Consider the following 22,733-nt stretch of genomic DNA (forward strand, 5'->3'; position numbering starts at 1 on the left):
TCAGCGTGGCAGGCCGTTCGGCCAGGGAAGGGCGTCGGTCTCGCTGCAGGCTTCGAACAGCGGTTTGCTGAACAGATAGCCCTGCATCAGGCTGATGCCCAGGTCGCGCAAAGCCTTGCATTCATCCGGCGTTTCCACGCCCTCAGCGATCACCTGGATGCCCAGCTCTTTGCAAATGCCCACCGTGCCGCGGACGATGGCCTGGCGCGAACGGCTCTGATCGATTCCACGGATCAGATCCATGTCCAGCTTGATGAGATCGGGCTGGAAGTCGGCAAGCAGGTTGAGCCCCGCATAGCCGGCACCAAAGTCATCAATGGCCGTGAGAAAGCCGATGCGCTGGTATTCACGGAAAACCTCGGTCAGCCACTTGGCATCGCTGATGCGCTCGCCTTCGACGGTCTCGAAGATGATTTGCTCAATGGGGAAATCGTGCGCCCGGGCGGCTTCCAGCGTCGTCCGGATGCACAGTTCCGGCCGGTAGATGGCGTTGGGCATGAAGTTGATCGACAGCCGGCTCTGCATGTTCAGCTTGGCGGCGGTCTTGATGGCTTTAACCCGGCAGGCCTGATCGAAGCGGAAGCGGTTTTCCTCGGTGACTTGCGCCAGCACGCTGGGGGCCGGCTCGCCATTGACGCCGCGCACGAGCGCTTCGTGCGCAAAAATCTCGCGCTTGGCAATGTCCACAATCGGTTGATAGGCGTAACTGAAGCGAAAGCCGAGGCGCTCGCCGCTGGCGCAGCTGGGGCAGGCGCCGTGTTCGCTGGCCGAATGGCAGCTGTATTCCGATGGGGCAGGGTTACCGTCTGTGTTGCTTTGAATCATGGGCGAACTCGCTCGAAACCTGTTGCTGAAAGATAGCGGCTAATCTGGCCGAGACTGGAGTCCGTTCGTCACCAGAAGGCCATTCCACGAGAATGACCAGGCGTCATAGTAGGTCAGAAACTTTAGGAATGATGGCTAAATGCTATGACATTAAGAATTAAGTCGAGTTCCTCTTTCCGCAGTGCGCTTCGTCGTCGTGGCGGGGCCATCCGTTTCGGCAGGAATAAAAAAGGCCGGCATGACAGCCGGCCTCCTGTGCTTCGCTGCGGCGGCTTATGCCGTGACGCGGGCGATGGCGGCCGCCAGTTGATCGAGCCGTGCGGCATCCAGCCCAGCGATATTCGCCCGTCCGCTTTCCACCAAATACACCGAATCGTCACGCCGCAGGCGCAGCACCTGGTCGGCGGTGAGGCCCGTGTAGGAGAACATTCCGCGTTGCTGCGCAATGTGCGCGAAGCGCTCGGAGAGACCGTGCGGCGCCAGCGCCTCCACCAGCCCCTGACGAAGCCCGGCGATGCGCTCGCGCTTGGCTGCAACCTCTTGCTGCCAGAGCTGGCGCAATTCGGGGTTCACCAGAATCGTCGCCACCACGGCCGCGCCGTGCGACGGCGGAGTCGACCAGAGATTGCGCGCAACCGAAGCGAACTGGCTGCGCACATCGATCAACGACTCGCCGTTGGCAGCCACCGCGATCAGTGCGCCGGTACGCTCGCGGTAAAGCCCGAAGTTCTTCGAGCAGGAGCTGGTGATCAGCACTTCCGGCAGCGCTTCGACGAACAGCCGTACCGCCCAGGCGTCCTCGTCCAATCCATCGCCGAATCCCTGGTAAGCGAAGTCGAACAGCGGCAATAGCTCGCGCTGACGCACGATCTCGAGCACCTGGCGCCAGTCGCTCTGACTCAGGTCGTAGCCCGTGGGGTTGTGGCAGCACGCATGCAGGAGCACCACGTCGCCGCTGGGGATCCGCTCCAGCGCGGCGAGCATACCCGGCACGTCGAGGCGGTTCTGCGCATCGACATAGGGGTAATGCTCGACCTTCAAGCGGGCAGCGGCGAACAGGGTTTCGTGGATCGGCCAGGTTGGGTCGCTGAGCCAGAGACTGCGCCCCGGCAGGCACTTGGCGATGAAGTCACCCACCAGCCGCAGGGCGCCGGTGCCGCCCGGTGTCTGGGTGCAGCCGGCGCGGTGCTCAACCAGCGCTGGCGAGCCCTCACCGAGCACCAGCTGCAGCAGCTGCTCGCCAAACAGCGGATCGCCGTGGCCGCCGATGTAGCTCTTGGTCTGCTCGCTGTCGATCAGACGCTGCTCAGCCAGCTTGACCGCCTTGGGGATCGGCGTCAGACCCAAGGCGTCCTTGTACACGCCCACGCCCAGGTCGAGCTTGGCCGGATTGGGATCGGCGCGATAGGCGTCCAGCAGGCCGAGTATCGGATCGCCGGGAACCCGCGCGACATCAGCGAAGTGTTTCACTTGCGGCCCTCGGCGGTTTTCGCGACCTCGTCGGTACGCGCGGCCATGATGAAGTCGTTGCGGTGCAGCCCTTTGATCGAGTGGCTCCACCAGGTCACAGTGACCTTGCCCCATTCGGTTAGCAGGCCCGGGTGATGACCCTCGGCTTCGGCGATCTCGCCAACGGCGTTGGTGAAGGCCAGTGCATGGCGGAAGTTCTTGAACAGGAAAACTTTCTCCAACTCCATGTGGCCGTCACGGGTCTCGATGTTCCAGTCCGGAATCTGCTTGATCAGCTCGGCCAGTTCGTCATCGGAGACCTTGGGTGCGTCGGCGCGGCAGGCTTCGCAATGGGCTTGGGTCAGGGCGGTCATGGTTGGGTCCTTGTGTGATCGGTTGGTTGAGTGGATCGGTGGGCTAAAGCCCACCCTACGTGATGGGGTTGATCAGAGTTAAGCAGCGTAGGGAGGACAACGCCGAAGGCTTGTCCACGCGTCGGGTTCGGTCCGCCACGTTCACGAGCAACGTAGGGTGGATGACGCCAGAGGCTCATCCACCAGTCGGCCGAAACGACCCGCGCCGCCGGGAGACGTCGTTGAGGACGAACCCAACGCGTGGAAAATGCTTCGCAGTTTCCACCCTACGCCGCTTTCGGCGGAAACTTCGGCTGGTGCAGGCCCAGCTGCATGGCGTTGCGTACGTGCGCCATGATGTCTTCATGGGCCACATCGAACAGTCGCTTGAGCTCGGGCAGGACGAAGTACACCGGCTGCAGGATGTCGATGCGATAAGGGGTGCGCATCGCTTCGACAACGTCGAACGCCTGATGCTCGGGTTCGTCGGAAAGGCTGTAAAGCGTCTCCTTCGGCGAGGAGAGGATGCCGCCACCATAGATGCGTCGGCCCGCTGAAGTCTCCACCAGGCCGAACTCGATGGTCATCCAATACAGCCGCGCCAGGTAGACGCGCTCTTCCTTGGTCGCCTTGAGGCCAAGCTGGCCGTAGGTGTGGGTGAACTCGGCAAACCAGGGGTTGGTCAGCAGCGGGCAGTGGCCGAATATCTCGTGGAAGATGTCGGGTTCCTGCAGGTAATCCAGTTCTTCCGGTGTGCGGATAAAGGTAGCGACCGGAAAGCGTTTACTCGCCAACAGCTCGAAAAAGGTCTGGAACGGAATCAGCGCTGGAACCCGCGCCACCTGCCAGCCAGTGGTCGCATCCAGCACGCGGTTGATTTCGCCCAGTTGGGGGATGCGGTCGTGGGGCAGGGCAAGCTGTTCGATGCCGTCCAGGTATTCCTGGCAGGCGCGGCCATCGAGCAGTTTCAGCTGGCGTTCGATCAGCGTTTGCCAAACCGCATGTTCACTGTCCGGGTAGTGGATGTGACCTTGCGCATCCGGTTCGCGGGCAACGTATTTAGTGGCTTTCATCTGACCTCCTGAGCAGGGCGGCCGCCTGAGTCTTGTTTTTATGGATGCCTCATCTGATCGCGTTCAGCCCTCTCTGGCGACCCGAAAGCGGCTGCCCTGCGACAATCCGTCTCTGATGTGCGTAACGAAATAATTACGATGTGGCGCGGTTGCATGAAAATCGGCTTGCTCGGCTTCGCTACTGTCAAATAATCTTGACGAAAATCAACGGCGATCCGCAGAAAAACCCGGCGCCGCTCATAACAACAAGCCAAAGGCTCCCTTGCATGCGTATCAAGATTCACTGCCAAAACCGCATTGGCATTCTCCGGGACATGCTCGAACTGCTGGTCGCCTACGGCATCAACGTGGCGCGTGGCGAAGTGGGGGGCGAGCACGGTAACGCCGTTTACCTGCATTGCCCCAACCTGATGAACCTGCAGCTGCAGGCGCTGCGGCCGAAAATCGAGGCGCTGCAAGGCGTGTTCGAGGTCCGCAAAGTCGGGCTGATGCCCAGCGAGCGGCATTCGCTGGAACTCAACGCGCTGCTCGGCGCGCTGGAATTTCCGGTGCTGTCCATCGATATGGCTGGCGCTATTGTCGCGGCCAACCGTTCCGCGGCGCAGTTGCTCGGCGTTCGCGTGGATGAGGTGCCGGGTATGAGCCTGTCGCGCTACGCCGATGATTTCGACCTGCCGGAACTGGTGCGCGCCAACAAGGCGCGGATCAACGGCCTGCGCGTGACCATCAAGGGCGACATCTTTCTTGCAGACATTGCGCCCTTGCAGTCGGAGCACGATGACAGCGAAGCCCTGGCCGGTGCGGTGCTGACGCTGCATCGCGCCGACCGGGTGGGCGAGCGTATCTACAACGTGCGCAAGCAGGAGCTGCGCGGCTTCGACAGCATCTTCCAGAGCTCGAAAGTGATGGCCGCCGTGGTCCGCGAGGCGCGACGGATGGCTCCGCTGGATGCACCGCTGCTGATCGAGGGGGAGACCGGCACCGGCAAGGAATTGCTCGCGCGCGCCTGTCATCTGTCCAGCCCGCGCGGGCAATCCCCGTTCATGGCCCTCAACTGCGCGGGCCTGCCGGAATCCATGGCCGAGACGGAGCTGTTCGGCTACGGCCCCGGCGCTTTCGAAGGCGCACGTCCGGAAGGCAAGCTCGGCCTGCTCGAGTTGACCTCCGGCGGCACGCTGTTTCTCGATGGCGTGGGGGAGATGAGTACACGGCTGCAAGCCAAACTTGTGCGATTTTTGCAGGATGGCTGCTTTCGTCGGGTCGGCAGCGACGAGGAGGTCTACCTGGATGTACGGGTGATCTGCGCGACGCAGCTGGATCTGTCCGAACTCTGCGCCAAGGGCGAATTTCGCCAGGACCTGTATCACCGCCTCAACGTGCTGTCGCTGCACATTCCGCCGCTGCGTGAATGCCTGGATGGGCTGGAGCCGCTGGCGCTGCACTTTCTCGACCAGGCCAGCCGGCAGATCGGTTGCGCCTTGCCGAGCCTCTCGCCGACAGCCCTTGAGCGTTTGGCCGGCTATCACTGGCCGGGCAACGTCAGGCAACTGGAGAACACGCTGTTTCAGGCGGTTTCGCTATGCGAGGGCGGAGTGATCAAGCCCGAGCACATCAGGCTGCCCGACTACGGGACGCCGGCACCGCTGGGCGATTTTTCGCTGGAGGGTGATCTGGGGAGTATCGTCGGACGCTTCGAAAAAGCGGTGTTGCAGGAGCTGTATCAACGCCATCCCAGCAGCCGGCTCTTGGGCAAGCGGCTAGGGGTTTCGCATACCACCATCGCCAACAAGCTACGTGAGCACGGGATCGGCAAGGAAGGCTGATTGCCGCCGCGGCGCAGCACGGATCTGTAGGAGCCAGCTTGCTGGCGATCAGAGGTGGGCGCCGCAGAGGTGTTGCGTTTGACGCACCGGATCGCCAGCAAGCTGGCTCCTACGAAAAGCGAGATTGTGCTCGAGTGATGGATTTGCATCCTGCTTCGGTGATCGCAGGCCCATCGCTACGGCTCCCAGCGGCCGCGGTAGCATGCACCTGTAGGAGCCAGCTTGCTGGCGATCAGAGGTGGGCGCCGCAGAGGTGTTGCGTTTGACGCACCGGATCGCCAGCAAGCTGGCTCCTACGAAAAGCAAGATTGTGCTCGAGTGATGGATTTGCATCCTGCTTCGGTGATCGCAGGCCCATCGCTACGGCTCCCAGCGGCCGCGGTAGCATGCACCTGTAGGAGCCAGCTTGCTGGCGATCAGAGGTGGCGCCGCAGAGGTGTTGCGTTTGACGCACGGATCGCCAGCAAGCTGGCTCCCACGAAAAGCAAGATTGTGCTCGTGTGATGGATTTGCATCCTGCCGCAGGTGATTGCTTGCCCATCGCTACGGCTCCCAGCGACCGAGGTAACACGCACCTGTAGGAGCCAGCTTGCTGGCGATCAGAGGTGGGCGCCGCAGAGGTGTTGCATTCGACGCACGGATCGCCAGCAAGCTGGCTCCTACGAAAAGCGAGATCGTGCTCGTGTGATGGATTTGCATCCTGCCGCAGGTGATTGCTGTCCATCGCTACGGCTCCCAGCGACCGCGGTAGCACGCACCTGTAGGACCCAGCTTGCTGGCGAACAGAGGTGGGCGCCGCAGAGGTGTTGCGTTTGACGCACGGATCGCCAGCAAGCTGGCTCCTACAAAAAGCGAGATCGTGCTCGTGTGATGGATTTGCATCCTGCCGCAGGTGATTGCTTGTCCATCGCTACGGCTCCCAGCGACCGCGGTAGCACGCACCTGTAGGAGCCAGCTTGCTGGCGATCAGAGATGGGCGCCGCAGAGGTGTTGCGTTTGACGCACGGATCGCCAGCAAGCTGGCTCCTACGAAAAGCGAGATCGTGTTCGTGTAGGAGCGAGCCGTCGCGCGCCCGGGCTTAGTGCACGGCCTGTGTTACGGCATCGATCAGCGCTTGCAGGTCGATCGGTTTGCGCAGGTGCAGGGTGAAGCCGGCAGCCTTGGCCTTCTCCACGTCGCGCAGGGTGCCGTAGCCGGTCAGGGCGATGCTGGGGGTTTGCGCGTTGGTGCTGCCTTCGCGGATCGCCGTCATCATTCTGTGGCCGTCGATCTCCGGCATGCCTATATCGGAGACGATGACGTCGAAGGTGTGCTGCTCAGCAAGTTCGATACCCTTGGCGCCGCCGTCGGCGGTGGTGACCTCGGCGCCTTCGCTTTGCAGCAGCTCGCACATCGTCTCGAGAATGTCCGGCGAATCATCCACCAGCAGAATGCTGATCCCCGCGAGACCACCCATATCCCCTGCGTTGGCCAGTTCGCTGAGCTCCAGTTCTGTTTGCAGGTGGATCGGCAACCAGATGCTGAATTTGGCGCCACGACCGAGGCCTTCCGAATAGGCTTCGATGCGGCCGTTGTGAGCCTCTACCAGCTGCTTGACCAGCGCCAGGCCAATCCCCAGGCCATGTTTGGAACGCTGGGCGTGTTGCATTTCCGCCTGGCCGAACATGTCGAATACCTTGGGTAGGAAATCTGCCGATATGCCTTCGCCGGTATCGATGACGTCCAATCGTGCCTGCTCACCGTCGCGCTCGAGTTGCATGCAGATGCGCTCGCCGCCCTTGGTGAATTTCCAGGCGTTGTTCAGCAGGTTCCAGATGATCTGATCGAGCCGTGTCGGGTCGGCATGAACGTAGATCGGCTGCTCCGGTTTGAACGCCTCGAAGGTGACGTTCTCCGCTTGCGCCAGCGGGGCGAACACCGCTTCGATGCCGCGCAGAACCTCTTGGTACTGCAGCGTCGAAAATTGCAGTTTCAATTTGCCGGTACGGATGCGGGACACGTCCATCAGATCATCGATGATCCGTGACTGGCTACGCACCGCGTTCTGGATCGATTGGGTTGCCTTGCGCAAGCTTGGGAAGTTTTTCGCGGCTTGGGACCGTGCGACCAGATCGGTGTTGAGCTGGATCAGGTTCAGCGGGTGCTTGAGCTCGTGCGACAGCACGGCGAAAAACTGATCCTTCTGCATGTTGGCAGCCTGGATGTTTTCCAGCTCGTTGCGCTGGTGCGCGTCCTGCTCGCGCTCTTCGGTGAGGTCGCGGGCAATCTTGGCAAAACCGATGACCTTGCCGTCGTTATCCACCAGCGGGTTGACCAGGCCGCTGAAAAAGCAGCGACTGCCATCCTGCCGCACATGCCAGCGCTCATCGGCGGATTGGCCTTGTTCGAGGGCGCGCTGGCGTTCGGCGCTGGGTACACCCTTGTTGCGGTCTTCTTCGGTGTAAAGAACGTCGACGCTATGGCCAATCACTTCCTGCTCGCCGTAGCCGAATATCTTTTCCGCACCACGGTTCCAGGTGGTGATGAGGCCGTCGCAGTCCAGCGTGATGATGGCGTAGCCCTTGGTACTCTGCGCCAGCAGCCGCATATGGGCTTCACCGGCACGCAGGCTTTCTTCGGCACGGCGCCGGTCGGTGATGTCGATGAAGGTCAGCACGGCACCTTGAATGCGGTCATCCAGCGTGCGGTAGGGGACAAAGCGGGCAAGGAACCAGCGGTTGTCATCCTTGGACCTGACTTCCCGCTCGACCAGGTGCAACTCCTCGAAGGCTTTCGCGGCGTCTGTGTGCAGCCCGAGGTAGTCGAGACGATGGGTGATGTCCGAAAGTGAGCGGCCGGCATCGTTGCCGATCACGTTGAAGATGTCGCGTGCGCGGGGCGTGAACCACTTGATGCGCAGCTTACGGTCGACAAAGACCGTGGCGATGTCGGTGGAGGAGATCAGATTCTGCAGGTCATCGTTGATCTTGCTGGTTTCGTCGACCTTGGCCTTGAGTTCGAAGTTGACCGTGGTCAGCTCTTCGTTGATCGACTGCAGCTCTTCCTTGCTGGTCTCCAGTTCCTCGGTGGCTGAGCGCAGCTCCTCATTGATCGCCTGCAGTTCTTCGTTGGACGCACGCAACTCTTCAGTCGAGGTTTCCGAGTGCTCCATGGTGATCTGCAGCTGCTCTTTGGTCTGCTGCAACTCGGCTTCGAGCTGGGTCAGCACGCTGTCCTTGGTGTCGGAGTGTGCCGGGCTGCTGCTGTCCATGCAGGCTTCGACCTCGTCGAAGATCACCAGCATGTAGTCACTGCCGGCCTCGCTGTCGCGAAACGGGCGGACCACCATGTTCACGTAGAAGCTGCGGTCGTCGCGCTCCAGCCTAACCCGTCGCGCCTCGACGCTCTTGCCGGTGTGAGCCGCCTGATACAGCGCGGTGCGCAACTCAAGCCGCAGTTGCGGGTGTATCAGCGTCGTGAGATTCAGCGAAGGCTCACCGCCGACATAGCGCAGGAAGTTCCCGGCGCGGTCGGACATGTGCACGATCTCGGCGTCATGGTTAACGATGACGCTGGGCGGCGCGTACTGCTCGAGCGCACGTTGGTGCACATCGGCGTAGGAAAATTTGCGATGGCGTCTTGAGGGTTCGCTGAAGGGCGGGCGAGCAGGGGCGCTCAGCGTAAAGCCGTGGTACGGGCCGGTGGGTGCGCGGCGTAGCGCGGATGACACCTCCTTGGCCCGATAGATACGGTTCTTCTTATCCACCGGCGTGAACAGCTGGCTGCAGGCATCGGCGGTCTCGGAGCTGCCAAGGAACAGGTAACCGCCCGGATTGAGGGCGAAGTGAAACATGCGCAGCACTTCGATCTGGATGTCCCTGTCCAGGTAGATCATCAGGTTGCGACAGGAGATCAGATCAAGCCTGGAAAACGGCGGGTCGCGCAGGATGTTGTGGCGGGCAAACAGGATCCGCTCGCGCAGCTCCTTCTGCATGCGGTAATGATCCTGTTCCTTGATGAAGTACTGTCGCAGCCGGGTGGGGGGCACATCGGTCACGATGGCTTCCGGATAGATACCGGCGCGAGCGGTTTCCAAAGCTCGATCATCGATATCGGTGGCAAAAACCTGTGAATGGATTTCACCCTGGGCATTGCTGATTTCCGCCTGGTCGTTCAGCAGCATGGCCAGGGAGTACGCCTCTTCACCGGTGGAGCAGGCGGCGGCCCAGACGCGAATCGATTTGTCGTCACTGTGCTGTTTGCGCTCGAACAACGACGGAATGATGTCGCGCTCCAGCGCTTCGAACGCCTCGCGGTCGCGGAAGAAGTTGGTCACACCGATCAGCATGTCGGCCAGCAAGGCTGGCGTTTCTTCCGGGCGGCTTTGCAGGTGCTTGGCGTAGCTGGGCATGTCGCGCACGGCATTGACCTGCATGCGCCGCTCGATACGACGCAGCACCGTGGCCTGTTTGTAATGGCGGAAGTCATGACCGGTGCGGGCCCGGAGCGCCGCGAGAATTTCCCGCAGTGCCAATTCGTTCGGTTTGGATTGCGTATGAGCCTCGGCGAATTCCGCTTCCCCTTGGTCCTCGTTGGCCCGCTCGGTGTCGCCCGGCGACGCGATTGGGTCCTGACGTTGGAGCAGCACTTCCTGATTGCGGCGCAGCTCGACCAGCCGCTGTGGCATGTCGGCAACCGGCAGCACGATATCCACCATCCCGGTTTCGATGGCGTTGCGTGGCATCGAATCGTATTCGGCATCTTCCGGTGTCTGTGCCAGGGTGACACCGCCTTGCTCCTTGATGCGGGCTAGCCCGACCGAGCCGTCCGCGCCGGTGCCGGACAACACGATGCCCAAGGAGTGGGTGTGATGCACATCGGCCAGGGTGCGGAAGAACAGGTCGATGGCCACCTGAGCACCCCGCTCGCGCTCGGGCTTCACCAGGCGCAAATAGCCATCGTTCATCGACAGGTCCATGGCCGGGGGAATCACGTAGATCTGGTTACGCTCGATGGGCACCGGCTGGGTGACCTGCAACACCGGCATCCGGGTGACCTTTTGCAGGATCTTGTCGACATTGCTCTCGTGCTTGGGCGAGAGGTGCATGATCACCACGAACGCCATGCCGCAATCGTTGGGCATGTGTTCGAACAGGGTCAACAAAGCCTTGAGGCCGCCTGCCGACGCCCCGATCCCGACTACCGGGAACTTCAGGGTGCTGCGGGTGAGCTGGCTATTTTTCGGCGTGGACGCCTCAAGGCTGGTGGTCATCAAATCCTCGGCATTATTTCCGGTTGTTTCCGGGGCGGGCGACGCATGTAGGGAAGACAGCGAGACCTCAGACGGATTCCTTTTGCCACCCCAGGCCCTGCCGAACGGATGATAAAGCTTCGCGGTGCGGATTACTGCCGATGAAAGGGACAGTGATGAGTCGCAAGTGGAGTCAGCACTCGATGATGTTTACCGCGAGCCCGCCGCGAGCGGTTTCCTTGTACTTGCTCTTCATGTCAGCGCCGGTTTGGCGCATGGTGCGGATCACCTTGTCCAGGGAGATGAAGTGCTTGCCGTCGCCGCGCAAGGCCATGCGTGCCGCGTTGATCGCTTTGACCGAGCCCATGGCGTTACGCTCGATGCAGGGCACCTGGACCAGCCCGCCCACCGGGTCGCAGGTGAGTCCGAGGTTGTGCTCCATGCCGATTTCAGCGGCGTTTTCGACCTGCTGGGGTGTGCCCCCGAGCACTTCGCAGAGCGCGCCGGCCGCCATTGAACAGGCCACCCCCACTTCGCCCTGGCAGCCGACCTCGGCGCCGGAAATCGAGGCGTTCTCCTTGTAGAGAATGCCAATGGCGGCTGCCGTCAGGAGAAAGCGCACCACGCCGTCTTCGTTCGCGCCATGGATGAAGCGCATGTAGTAATGCAGCAGCGCCGGGACGATCCCTGCTGCGCCATTGGTGGGGGCGGTTACCACTCGGCCACCGGCGGCGTTCTCCTCGTTCACCGCCAACGCATACAAGTCAACCCAGTCGAGCACCGTCAGCGCATCGCGCAGATTGGCTTCGGGGTGTTCGCTCAATTGCCGGTACAGGCCTGCGGCACGGCGCTGAACCTTTAACCCACCAGGCATCACCCCTTCGGTGTTGCAGCCCGCCTTGACGCAGGCCTGCATCACCTGCCAGATCTTCAGCAGGCCGGCACGGGTTTCCGCTTCCGGTCGCCAGGCGGCTTCGTTCGCCAGCATCAGTTGGCTGATGGACAGGCCATGTTCGACACACAGCGCGAGCAATTGGTCGGCGCTGTGAAAAGGGAAGGGCAGGACGGTCTGGTCCTCGACGATGCGGTCATCGCCCGCAGCCTGCTCGTCGACCACGAAGCCGCCGCCGACCGAATAGTACTCGCGGCTGCGCAACTGCAGCCCGGCGGCGTCGAACGCGCGAAAGATCATGCCGTTGGGGTGGAATGCCAATGGCTTGCGGATGAATTGCAGGTCATTGCCGGGCTCGAAGCGAATGAGTTTTTCGCCCAGCAGGCGCAGCTCGTGGGATTCACGCATCGCCGCCATGCGCGAGGGGATGGCGTCGGAATCGACGTCCTCGGGTCGCTCGCCTTCGAGTCCGAGTAAAACGGCCTTGTCACTGCCATGGCCTTTGCCGGTAGCGCCGAGCGAACCGTACAACTCGACCCTCAGGTGTTCGGCGGCAGGCAGCAGGTCGTCACGTCTGAGCTCCTCGGCAAAACGTAACGCGGCGCGCATCGGCCCCACCGTATGCGAGCTGGACGGGCCAATACCGATTTTGAACAGGTCGAATACGCTGAGTGACATGCAAGGCTCCGAAACGAACAGGCTTGTAGAGAGCCTAGACCTTCCGGCACTGCGGAATGCTGACAAAAACGGCAAAGCTGCGCACAGTCCGGCTCGCGTCGTCGCCAAGCAAAAGGTGTCACCCTTGCCTAGGGCAGCGCAGGCGCTCGTTGCGCTCGAGCCGGGCGCTAGCGCCCGAAACCGTTGGGCGCTTCGCTATCGCGCCGCATCCAGGCCCGAGCCGCCCCAGGGGTTGGCTTCGAGGCTGTTATGCACGGCCGTCGCCGCCTGCGCCGCCTGGCCGATGGCAACACTCATCTGCTTCAGGCCCATGGTCACATCGCCGATGGCATAAAGGCCGCGCATGGTGGTTTGCTGGTGGTTGTCCACCCAGATGCCGCCGCACTCGTCACAGTCGACGCCCAGCTGCAGCGCAAGGTCGGAGCGAAAACGCGCACCGAGGCTGGGGTAGATAATGTCGAAGTGATGCCTTTCGCCACGGCAGGTCAGCAACTCGATGCCGGTGTCGCAAGGGTGCAGGGATTCCACTCGGTCGCTGATTACCCGGATGTCATAGTGCTCGGCCAACGCGATGGCCTGGTCGCAGGCATTGGGCTCGCCGTGCACCACCACCGTCACGCGATCGGTGAAGGTGCGCAGGAATACCGCATGGCTGATGGCATTTTCTGCCTCGCCGTACACCGCGACATTGTCACCGTCGACCTCATAGCCATCGCAGATTGCGCACAACCGCACCTGGCCATTGCCGATGGCCTGCTCGACATCGGGCATGTCCGGCAGGGTGTCCTCAATCCCGGTGGCGAGGATGATCCGCCGGGTCACGCAGGTGGCGTCGCCATAGCGCACGCTGAATCCGTCGGCGTGGGGCTCGATGTGCTCGACCCGGCCACGCTCGAGCCGCGCGCCATACCCCTTGGCCTGTTCGCGCAGGCGGGCCAGCAGGTCGTTACCGTTGATGCCCGGCGGGAAGCCCGGGTAGTTATGCGATCGCGGAATCCACGAGGCGCGACTGGAACCGGCGTCCACGACCATGCAGCTACGGCGGAAGCGTGCGAGATAGAGAGCTGCAGTCAGTCCGCCCGGCCCACCTCCGACAATCAGGCAGTCGATCACGGTGGGGTTCGGCGATGAGCGGGGCGAAAGCTGGTTCATGGCTGATCGGATCGGCTGAGGATGTTGCCTGTAGAAAAGGGCAGCGGATCGAAAGTTCGGTCGTTCCGATGAGCGAGATGTCCTGTTTTGAGAGCTGGTTGGACATTCTGGTGCTTGTGCCAGCACGAACGATGGCCAAGACTTTCCGCCTCGGTTGGCACGGACGTTCAGTGTCCGGTTCATCGCCAACCGTATTCCAATAAAGGCCAGGCGCCGACCGCCGCAGTCGTGATGATCTGGCCACTCAAACCGAAGAATGGACCGACCGCGCTGTTGCGTGAGTCAGGTCTCGTCGTTGTCGATAAACCACTCGAGCGGTGCTCACAAGGCGCTGATTCGGGCTATTCCCGTTGGGGGTCAGATGTTCAAGTCTTGTGTTGCTGCGTTGGTCGCGGTCCTGTGTGTGTTGAGTGCTTTGGTCATGGCGGCCGAAGGGGAGCCTTTCGTCATCAAGTTCGCTCACGTCGTAGCCGACGACACGCCCAAGGGCAAGGGCGCGTTGCTGTTTCAGAAGCTGGTGCATGAGCGTCTGGCCGGCAAGGTGAAGGTCGAGGTCTACCCAAACTCGACATTGGTTGGCGATGCCGACGAGATGCAGGCCCTGCTGAACAACGAGGTGCAGATCCTTGCGCCGTCCCTGTCGAAGTTCGGCAAGTACACGAAGAAGCTGCAGGTGTTCGACCTGCCGTTTCTGTTCGACGACGAGGCTGCCGTCCAGCGCTTCCAGTCACGTGAGACGAGCCGTGATCTGCTGCGCTCCATGGCCGACTCTGGCATCTATGGCCTGGCCTATTGGAACAACGGTCTGAAGCAGCTCTCGGCCACGCAGGCGCTGCGTCTCCCGGGGGATGCCGCTGGCCTGGCGTTTCGCATACAGCCCTCCGCGGTTCTGGAAGCACAGTTCAATGCGGTAGGCGCAAAGCCGGTAGTGCTGCCCTTTGCCGAGGTCTACAAGTCGCTGCAGGCGGGCGTGGTTCAGGGCGCGGAAAACCCCTGGTCGAACATCGCCAGCCAGAACATGCACAAGGTCCAGCCGTTCATCACCGAGAGCAATCACGGGGTGCTCAATTACATGCTGGTGACCAGCTCGGAGTTCTGGATGAGCATGCCCTTTGCGGTGCGCTCTGAACTCGAGGGCATCATTCTCGAGGTGACCCAGGCGGTGAATCGGGAAGCAGCTGCGCTGAACCAGCGCGACCGCGACCGCATCCTCGCCAGTGGCAGCAGCAAGCTGGTCGTCCTTACGCCCGAGCAGCGCCAGGCCTGGCGGGAAAAGATGATGCCGGTGTGGCAGTCCTACGAAAACGAGATCGGTGCCGACGTGATCCGCGCCGCATTGACGGTCAATCGCAAGCGCTGATCCCCAATCCCTCGGCTCGCCGCCATCCGGGGTCGGCGAGCGCGTTGTCGTTCCTTTCACCCGCCCTCGTTCGACCCCGCACTGTTATTACCGCTGGCGCGGCGGTCTCCCTGACGAAACGGTATTGCTTCCAGCCCTTTCTGCGCCGGGCCGCCTGTCACCCCGATGTGAGCCTGGGTCACGGCAGTTGCGAGTCGGCTGGACTTCGACCTGGCGTTACCTCAACCGCCAGGCAACGGCAAGGCTTGCCTCCGACGGATGACGGTTATGGAATCGTCAATGCCGGTCTTGGCCGCTTAACGCCACCCTTCGGCTGTTAGCATTCTTGCGAAGCGCGTACTCGAGCTGCTGTGCAGCAGAGGGCGTGCCGTCTTTGTGCTTGTTTCCGATGTGCCAACCCAGAATAAGGAGAACAGCAGGTGGCGACCAATCCTGGAAAGAACACGGCGTCGGCCGTGGAGAGTATCCCCGCCCCGACGGGGGCGGCCAACCTGATCGATACCGACTACGTGATCGGTCAGGACAATATCAAACGCAAGTTTTTCGATGTGCACGGCAAGGTGTTCACCATTTCGGCGCTGACCATCGTGCTCTTCGTGGTCGTCACGCTCGCCCTGCGCAGTGAGGTCGAGCCGTTGTTCACCGCGATTCGCGACTGGCTCACCGGCAACTTGGCCTGGTTTTTCATCGGATCGGCAAATATCTTCGTCCTGTTGTGCCTGGGGTTGATCCTTTCACCCTTGGGCAGGGTGCGTCTGGGTGGTCGCGAAGCAACGCCGGATTATTCCTACACGGGCTGGTTTTCCATGCTGTTCGCCGCCGGCATGGGCATCGGCCTGATGTTCTACGGCGTGGCTGAACCTATGTCGCATTTCTCTACGGCTATGGGCGGCACCACCGTCGAAAACGGCGTGCGGACCGACTGGGCGCCGCTGGGCGCCGCAGCAGGCGATGCCCAGGCAGCCGCCAGCCTGAGCATGGCTGCCACCATCTTCCACTGGGGTCTGCACCCCTGGGCGATCTATGCCATCGTGGCGCTGGCCCTGGCGCTGTTCTCCTTCAACAAGGGATTGCCGCTGAGCATCCGCTCGATCTTCTACCCGCTGCTCGGCGAGCGGGTATGGGGTTGGCCAGGCCATGTGATCGATATCCTGGCGGTCTTCGCGACTCTCTTCGGTTTGGCTACCTCGCTGGGCCTGGGTGCGCAACAGGCGGCGGGGGGGCTGGAGTTTCTGTTCGGTATGCCTAATACCGATACCAGCAAGGCGCTTCTGGTAGCCGGCATCACGGTTATCGCGCTGATGTCGGTACTTGCCGGCCTGGACAAGGGGGTCAAGCGCCTGTCGGAATTCAACATGGTGCTGGCGCTGCTATTGCTGTTGTTCATCATCATCGTCGGGCCGACCTTGGCGATCATCACCGGCTTCTTCAGCAACCTGGGCAGCTATCTGGTCAACCTGCCGGCGCTGTCCAATCCGGTCGGTCGTGCCGATGCCAACTTCAGTCAGGGCTGGACCGCGTTCTACTGGGCGTGGTGGATCAGCTGGTCGCCGTTCGTTGGCATGTTCATCGCGCGGGTCAGCCGCGGCCGCAGCGTACGTGAGTTCCTGATTGCCGTGCTGCTGGTGCCGTCGCTGGTCTCGGTGCTGTGGATGACCGCGTTCGGTGGTACTGCGCTGGGCCAGTTCGTCACCGACGGGTTCACCGGGGTGCAGGATGTGGCGCTGGAGCTGAAGCTGTTCGCCATGCTCGGTGAGCTACCGCTGGCCCAGATCAGCTCCTTTATCGGTATCGTTCTGGTGGTGGTGTTCTTCGTCACCTCCTCGGACTCCGGCTCGCTGGTGATCGACACCATTACCGCCGGTGGCAAAGTCAACGCACCAGTGCCGCAGCGGGCCTTCTGGGCGGTGCTGCAGGGCGTGGTGGCCATTTCTCTGTTGCTGGGCGGCGGCCTGGTTGCGCTGCAGGCCATGGCGGTGTCCACCGGCCTGCCATTTACCGTGGTCTTGCTGGTCGGCTGCGTGTCCATCGTCAAGGGGCTGATGAGCGAGCCTCGGTAGTGGCTTAGGCCTATGTTCAGGCGGCCCGGCCGCCTGGCAGGTGACCCGAAAAGGCGCGACCGTTAGCGGTCGCGCCTTTTCAGTTCCAAAGATCGCCCACGGCGGTTGTCGACGGGTAGTGGTGGGCCGATTGCGCCTGCAACAGCTCGGCGGTTGCCAGGGCATCGGTCAGGGCATGGTGGGCCTGGTATAGCGGTAAACCATAGCGCAGGCGGCTGTCGGCCAGGCGGATCGATACGGGCCGCTTGGTGCTGAGCACTCGGCGCAGCCAGCCACGTCGGCGCGGGTGCAGCCGTGCTTCCAGCTGCATCGTATCGATCACCGGAAACTGCAGGCCTTCGCCCAGGAGGTGGTGCACGGCCTGGTCGAGAAAGCGCCGCTCGATGCTGCGGTAATGCACCACCATGATCCTGCCAGCCATTTTCTCCAGCAGCTCGTCGAGCACGTGGGCCAGCCTCGGCGCGTTGCTGACATCCGAGTGCGTGATGTGATGAAAGGTGATCGACTGACTGCTCAGATCGCACACCGGCTTGACGACCCAGTAGCTGGCCTCGCGGCAGCGGATCCGCTGCAGATCGAAGGGCATCAGGCCAAGGCTGACGATCGAGTCGCGTTGGCTGTCCAGACCGGTGGTCTCGACGTCCAGGGCGAGCAAGGGCACCTGCTCCAGTGGCGTGTCGGCACTGACCGTACCGGCCTCGTAGAAACGTACAAGGCGCGGGTCGCGGGCCGTTCGCGCGAGCTGGGCAAACACGGCTGGCCAGTCGGGGGCCGTACGAGATCCGCTACGTTTCATAGCGGCCGACTTGGAAGCTGGCCCGGGTAGCGGAAGCGCAAGAACTGCTGCGCATTGCTGAGCACCTGAAAGGCCGACTTGAGGTTGTGTCGTTCGTTGGCGTCAATCTGCTCCGGCTCTATGTAGTTATCCGGTTCGCGCCCCTCCAGCAAATCCGTGGCCTGATGGCGGATGCGCACGATGGAGAGGAATTCCAGGGCATTACGCAGCTGGGTGATGGCGTCTTCGGTCAACAGCTTGGTGGCGGCGATGGCCTCCAGGCGCTCCTGGGAGTTCTGGGCCTTGGAGCCGACCGCCAGGGCGTGCACCCGGATCAGGTCGGTCAGTGGCGCGGTGCCGCGTCCCTTGAGGTTGATGATGTTGTTCTGCTGGCCGTCCTTTTCCATCACGAAGGTGCGGAAGAACCCTAGCGGTGGCGTGCGGTTGAGCGCGTTGCGCGCAAGGGCGGCGAGAAACAGCGGGTTGCTGCTGGCCTTTTGCGCGATCAGATCCTTGAGGCTTTCCACGAGTCCGGCCTCTCCGTAGACGCTGCTGAGGTCGAAGAAGATCGAGCTGTTGAGCAGCGTTTCAGGATTGGGCTGCTCGATCCACTGGGTGAAGTAGCTCCTCCAGACCCGCAGCGGTTGCCGCCACTTGGCGTTGCTCCCCATGATGCCGCCCTTGCAGTAGCTGTAGCCGCAGGCAGCCAGGCCGTCACTGACGAAGCTCGCCAGCTGCAGGAAATACTCGTCATGAATGCGCGGATCGAAACGGTTGTCGAGGACCAGGGCGTTGTCCTGATCGGTGACGATCAATTGCTCGTCGCGCGCCATCGACCCCAACACCATATAGCAGTAGGGCACTGGTGGCGGTCCCAGCCGCTGTTCAGCCAGCTCCAGCAGGCGATGGGTAAGGCTGCGGCCGATGCCCGACATGGCGCTGCCGATCATGTGTGCCGTGGCTTCTTCGTTGACCATGCGCAGGAAGGTCGCGCGCAGGTCTGGCACCAAACCCTGCAGCTCGGCGACCGACTGCTTGTTGAAGATGCTGTTGACCAGATACAGGCTGCTCTGCGATTCGTATTTGATGATGTCCGACAGGTTGATCACGCCGACCGGGCGCTGGCGATACATCACCGGCAGGTGATGGATGTTGTTGCGCAGCATGCTGAGCATGGCCTCGAACACCGAGTCGTCGGCCTGGATGGTGATCGGGTTGGGTGACATCACCTGATCGACCGGTGTGTCCAGCGGCAGCCCTTCGGCCAACACCCGCGTGCGCAGGTCGCGGTCGGTGGTAATGCCGGTCATGACCTGGAGACTGGATGCCTCGGCTGCGTTCGGCGACGGGCCGAGAATCACCAGCGAGGACACGCCATGCTCGGTCATTACCTGTGCGGCCTCTTGCACGCTGGTGCCAAGCGGCACGCTGACGGTGCGCCGGGTGACCAGCTTGCGGACCTTGATCTTCATCAGCTCGCTGGCCTTGCCCTGCGGCTCTTCCACCTTCAGGCGCGACTGGCCTTCGGCTTCGACAAAGTCGGCGAAGGCGTCATTGGCCTCGCACAGCTGCTCGAACAACAGGCCGGGAATGAAGTAGATCAGGCTGTCTTCGATCGCCCGTGCCGGCAGACGCACCTTGTGGCCGCGCAACAGGCCGAACTGACCGAACACTTCGCCTTCGGAAAGGCGGTTGTACAGTTCGCCGTTGCGCCGGTAGATCTCCACGGCACCACTGCGGATGTAATGCAACTCCGAGATCGTCTCGCCGTAGCGAAGAATGTCGCTGCCGGCCTTGAAATAGCCGACCTCGACCTGTCGTGCGATTTCGTCGAGCGTGTCGTCCGGCAGACCGTCGAAGGGGGCGAAGCGACTCAGATGGTCGCGTATTTCGAGCAGCTCGACCTGCATGCGGGGGCTCCTGGCGGCACGCTATTGATGCATTGAACCACATAGCCGTAGCGTCCAGCGTCAGCGTGCACGGACAGGCGTCGTAGGCAGGCAGGCTCGTGTCGTTCGTTGCGTGTATCCCCGCGCTGGCGAGGCCTCGCGGGGGCGCCACGATGACGGCGCGACCGACTCCCCAGCGATCAGGCCATCGGCTCGCCGGCATAACAGGTGGGCGATGTGGGCGCGCGGCGCCGCTCCAACTCCTCTTCCAGCCATTCGGCTAGCACCCGCGCATTGTTCTGCTGCTCGTCGCGCGCCGCGTAGACGAGGGTCAACGGGCCTCTGGCCGCAATATCCAGCAGCGGCCACCAATGCTCCGGGTGGCCCGCCAGTTCCCGCCGATAATCGTCTCGAAAGATCTCGAACGACAGCTTGCCGGCTTTGAAGGCACGCCGCAGTTCGCTCGACGGCGCCAGCGCCTTGCACCAGTCATGCAGCGCCAGCGATTCCCTGGTCCGGTTGCGCGGCCATAGGCGATCGACCAACACCCTGTGGCCGTCATCGCGTGCCGGCGGCTCATAGGCGCGTTTGCAGCGGATCATCAGTCGGCCTCCATTGGAAGAACGGCGTTCCTTTCAGGGTATAAAGTATTCGGATGCAGGTAAAAAGAACCTATATGCATGGGGTATAAAAGACAACATGATTAGCAAAGCATTGAATTTAAAGGGATATTAAAGCGGCACGCTTCATGACTGTGTACAGGGGAACGACACAGCACACAACGGAGCATCGTATGAAGAATTTAGTCGCTTTGGTTACCTGCGCAACCCTGCTGACCAGCTCGCTGGCTGGCGCCGACGAAGTGGTATCGGCGCGTGAGGATCGCGTCGTTGGTGGCGGTTTCGGTGGGCTCAGCGGGTTCATGCTGGGCGCAGCAGCCGGCGGACCCATCGGTGCGCTGATCGGCGGTGGCCTGGGCTACCTGGCCGGGCAGGGTGTGCAGGAGGCGGCCGGGCTGGAGCAAACCCTGTATGTGATCGAGAAGGACGATGGCAGTCGGACGCGGCTGCGGACGTCGAACAACGACCTGGTCGCCGGACAACAGGTGCAGCGCGAGGGTGGCGAGCTGACAGCGCTGAATCGCTAGGGCCTGTTCTGCCGATGCCGATGCCGATGCCGATGCCGCTGGCTTTGCTAGGCTGGCCGGCATCACAACCGAAGGAGCCGTGATGAGCTATTCCCTGTTGCATGTCACCCATCTGCTGGCGGCAATCTTCTTCATTGGCACCTTGTTCGTTGAGGTCGCGGTGCTCAGCCGCGTGCGCCAGCAAATCGAGCCGGAGCTGATGCAGCGAGTCGACAAGGCCGTCGGTGCGCGGCTGCGGGTGGTGCTGCACTGGGTCGTGCTGTTTGTCTATGGGGCCGGTGTCGGTCTGGCCTGGTTTCACCGTCAGGCATTGGCAGATCCATTCGCCAGCAGCTTCGCGACCTTGCTGTCGCTGAAGATCCTGCTGGCGGTCGGTGTGTTCTTCACCTTCGGCATGGTCGCCATGCTGCTGCGCAGCGGGCGGATGACGCCGGCGCGTTATCGACGCATCCACTGGGCGATCTTTGCGCAGATGGTGGGGATCGTGCTGCTCGCCAAGGGGATGTTCTACCTGCACTGGTAAGGGAGGCTCTAGTGCATTGGCGCGTGGCGAACGATGACCTCGGTCAATCCTGCCGCGCTATCAGTCACCGTGATTGGCGGCCGATTCAGCGGCTTTAGGCTCGTTCTTTTTCTGCCGCACCAGGCCTATGGTGAATGCATCCAGACCCGTCAGATCGCCGAGGTATCCGATGCATTTCGCCTATAGCCCACGTGTCGACGCGCTGCGTCAGCAGCTACTCGCGTTTATGGACCAGTACATCGTGCCGCGTATCGGCGCCTGGCATGAGGAGGTCTCCGCAGGCGCCTACCCGGTTTCATTCATGGAAGACCTGAAAGCCTTGGCGCGTTCCGAAGGCTTATGGAATCTGTTCCTGCCGTCACTAGGCGAAGATGAGCCGGGCATGGGCCTGAGCAACCTCGAGTACGCACCGCTGGCGGAGATCATGGGCCGCGTGCATTGGGCGTCGGAGGTGTTCAACTGCAATGCGCCGGATACCGGGAATATGGAGCTGCTGCACATGTTCGCCACGCCGGAACAGCGCGAGCGCTGGCTGAACCCCTTGCTTGAAGGCGAGATCCGCTCGGCCTTCGCCATGACCGAACCGGACGTGCCGTCCTCCGATGCCACCAATATCCAGACGCTGATCCGCCGCGAGGGCGATGATTACGTGATCAACGGCCGCAAGTGGTTCATCACCAACGCCTCGCACCCCAACTGCAAACTGTTGATCGTCATGGGCAAGACCGACCCGGACGCGGAGACCCATCAGCAGCAGAGCATGATTCTGGTGCCGTTCAACACGCCCGGCGTCGAGCTGGTACGCAACATTCCAGTGATGAATCATCTCGCGCCGGAAGGCCACAGCGAATTGGTGCTGCGTAACGTGCGGGTGCCCGCGGGCAATCTGCTAGGCAAGGAGGGCGACGGTTTCATGATGGCCCAGGCGCGACTCGGCCCGGGTCGTATTCATCACTGCATGCGCTCGATAGGCATGGCCGAGCTGGCGCTGGAGCTGATGGTCGAGCGCTGCCAGGAGCGCAAGGCGTTCGGCAAGTACCTGCAGCAGTACTCGAACATCGGCGACTGGATTGCCGAGTCACGCATCGAGATCGAGCAGGCGCGTCTGTTGGTGCTGAAAACCGCCTGGATGATCGACGAGGGCGGCGCCAAGGCGGCGCGCAAGGAGATCTCGATGATCAAGGCATTGGTGCCCAGAATGCTCACCAACGTTGCTGATCGAGCCATGCAGGTCTACGGCGCGATGGGCCTGACGCCTGATACTCCGCTGGCGAACATGTGGACGGGCGGCCGTGCCTTGCGCTTCGCCGACGGCCCCGATCAGGTGCATCTGCGCAGCATTGCGCGGATTGAAATCAAGGCCAGCGAAGCCAATCGTGGCGCGACGGCAGCCTACCTGACGCCGCCTGGGCGTCATGGCTCGTGACGGTTGTGGGTGGAGTAGCGTTCCGCCCGATCCCGGCGCGATGGGTACCCGATTTCGACCGCCTGCTCCTCACGGTT

General features: G+C 62.2%; 16 protein-coding genes. 6 read left to right on the plus strand and 10 right to left on the minus strand.

Annotated features, from left to right (window positions below; all coding sequences use genetic code 11):
• The 4 genes from C1896_04075 to C1896_04090 all read right to left on the minus strand — a co-directional run bounded on the left by C1896_04075 (position 1) and on the right by C1896_04090 (position 3,700).
• Entirely contained in the window at positions 1 to 825 is an 825-nt protein-coding gene (locus C1896_04075; protein AZZ44163.1) for a diguanylate phosphodiesterase, read from the minus strand.
• 273 nt (positions 826 to 1,098) lie between these two features.
• On the minus strand, positions 1,099 to 2,295 hold the full coding sequence (locus tag C1896_04080; protein AZZ44164.1) for an aromatic amino acid aminotransferase: 1,197 nt from the start codon (positions 2,293 to 2,295) through the stop codon (positions 1,099 to 1,101).
• Positions 2,292 to 2,648 (minus strand): 4a-hydroxytetrahydrobiopterin dehydratase, encoded by a 357-nt coding sequence (locus tag C1896_04085; protein ID AZZ44165.1) that lies wholly within the window; start codon positions 2,646 to 2,648, stop codon positions 2,292 to 2,294. The genes C1896_04080 and C1896_04085 overlap by 4 nt, the downstream gene beginning before the upstream one ends.
• 266 nt (positions 2,649 to 2,914) lie before the next feature.
• Positions 2,915 to 3,700, minus strand: coding sequence for a phenylalanine 4-monooxygenase (locus C1896_04090; protein AZZ44166.1), 786 nt, complete (start codon positions 3,698 to 3,700; stop codon positions 2,915 to 2,917).
• A gap of 266 nt (positions 3,701 to 3,966) precedes the next feature.
• Between C1896_04090 and C1896_04095 the strand changes: the two genes are divergently transcribed.
• A complete protein-coding gene (locus tag C1896_04095) occupies positions 3,967 to 5,523 on the plus strand; it encodes an AAA family ATPase (GenBank protein AZZ44167.1) in 1,557 nt (518 codons plus the stop codon).
• Positions 5,524 to 6,602: 1,079 nt separating this feature from the next.
• Here the strand turns inward: C1896_04095 and C1896_04100 are convergent.
• The 3 genes from C1896_04100 to C1896_04110 form a co-directional block, all read right to left on the minus strand.
• A complete protein-coding gene (locus C1896_04100; GenBank protein ID AZZ44168.1) occupies positions 6,603 to 10,775 on the minus strand; it encodes a chemotaxis protein in 4,173 nt (1,390 codons plus the stop codon).
• A 172-nt stretch (positions 10,776 to 10,947) separates the two neighbouring features.
• On the minus strand, positions 10,948 to 12,324 hold the full coding sequence (locus C1896_04105) for an L-serine ammonia-lyase (protein ID AZZ44169.1): 1,377 nt from the start codon (positions 12,322 to 12,324) through the stop codon (positions 10,948 to 10,950).
• A 195-nt stretch (positions 12,325 to 12,519) separates the two neighbouring features.
• On the minus strand, positions 12,520 to 13,437 hold the full coding sequence (locus C1896_04110) for a thioredoxin reductase (protein AZZ47517.1): 918 nt from the start codon (positions 13,435 to 13,437) through the stop codon (positions 12,520 to 12,522).
• A 460-nt stretch (positions 13,438 to 13,897) separates the two neighbouring features.
• Between C1896_04110 and C1896_04115 the strand changes: the two genes are divergently transcribed.
• On the plus strand, positions 13,898 to 14,836 hold the full coding sequence (locus tag C1896_04115) for a C4-dicarboxylate ABC transporter (protein AZZ47518.1): 939 nt from the start codon (positions 13,898 to 13,900) through the stop codon (positions 14,834 to 14,836).
• A 419-nt stretch (positions 14,837 to 15,255) separates the two neighbouring features.
• Positions 15,256 to 16,896, plus strand: coding sequence for a BCCT transporter (locus tag C1896_04120; protein AZZ44170.1), 1,641 nt, complete (start codon positions 15,256 to 15,258; stop codon positions 16,894 to 16,896).
• Positions 16,897 to 16,975: 79 nt separating this feature from the next.
• Here the strand turns inward: C1896_04120 and C1896_04125 are convergent, their stop codons facing one another.
• From C1896_04125 to C1896_04135, 3 genes are all read right to left on the minus strand, one after another.
• Complete coding sequence (locus C1896_04125; protein ID AZZ44171.1) at positions 16,976 to 17,692, minus strand: DNA polymerase III subunit epsilon; 717 nt, start codon at positions 17,690 to 17,692, stop codon at positions 16,976 to 16,978.
• Positions 17,689 to 19,581, minus strand: coding sequence for a cyclic nucleotide-binding protein (locus C1896_04130; GenBank protein ID AZZ44172.1), 1,893 nt, complete (start codon positions 19,579 to 19,581; stop codon positions 17,689 to 17,691). Before C1896_04130 ends, C1896_04125 begins: the two co-directional genes overlap by 4 nt.
• Positions 19,582 to 19,760: 179 nt before the next feature.
• The gene (locus tag C1896_04135) at positions 19,761 to 20,162 is read right to left on the minus strand and encodes a DUF488 domain-containing protein (GenBank protein ID AZZ44173.1); all 402 of its coding nucleotides are present in this window, start codon (positions 20,160 to 20,162) and stop codon (positions 19,761 to 19,763) included.
• A 191-nt stretch (positions 20,163 to 20,353) separates the two neighbouring features.
• Between C1896_04135 and C1896_04140 the strand changes: the two genes are divergently transcribed.
• From C1896_04140 to C1896_04150, 3 genes are all read left to right on the plus strand, one after another.
• Positions 20,354 to 20,707, plus strand: a complete 354-nt coding sequence (locus tag C1896_04140; GenBank protein AZZ44174.1) for a hypothetical protein — start codon at positions 20,354 to 20,356, stop codon at positions 20,705 to 20,707.
• Positions 20,708 to 20,789: 82 nt separating this feature from the next.
• Positions 20,790 to 21,230 (plus strand): hypothetical protein, encoded by a 441-nt coding sequence (locus tag C1896_04145; protein ID AZZ44175.1) that lies wholly within the window; start codon positions 20,790 to 20,792, stop codon positions 21,228 to 21,230.
• 169 nt (positions 21,231 to 21,399) lie between these two features.
• Positions 21,400 to 22,656 carry an acyl-CoA dehydrogenase gene (locus C1896_04150; GenBank protein ID AZZ44176.1) on the plus strand — a complete coding sequence of 419 codons (1,257 nt, stop codon included), beginning with the start codon at positions 21,400 to 21,402 and terminating at the stop codon, positions 22,654 to 22,656.
• Positions 22,657 to 22,733 lie beyond the last annotated feature (77 nt).

It is taken from the genome of Pseudomonadaceae bacterium SI-3 (assembly GCA_004010935.1).
Lineage (GTDB): Bacteria > Pseudomonadota > Gammaproteobacteria > Pseudomonadales > Pseudomonadaceae > Stutzerimonas.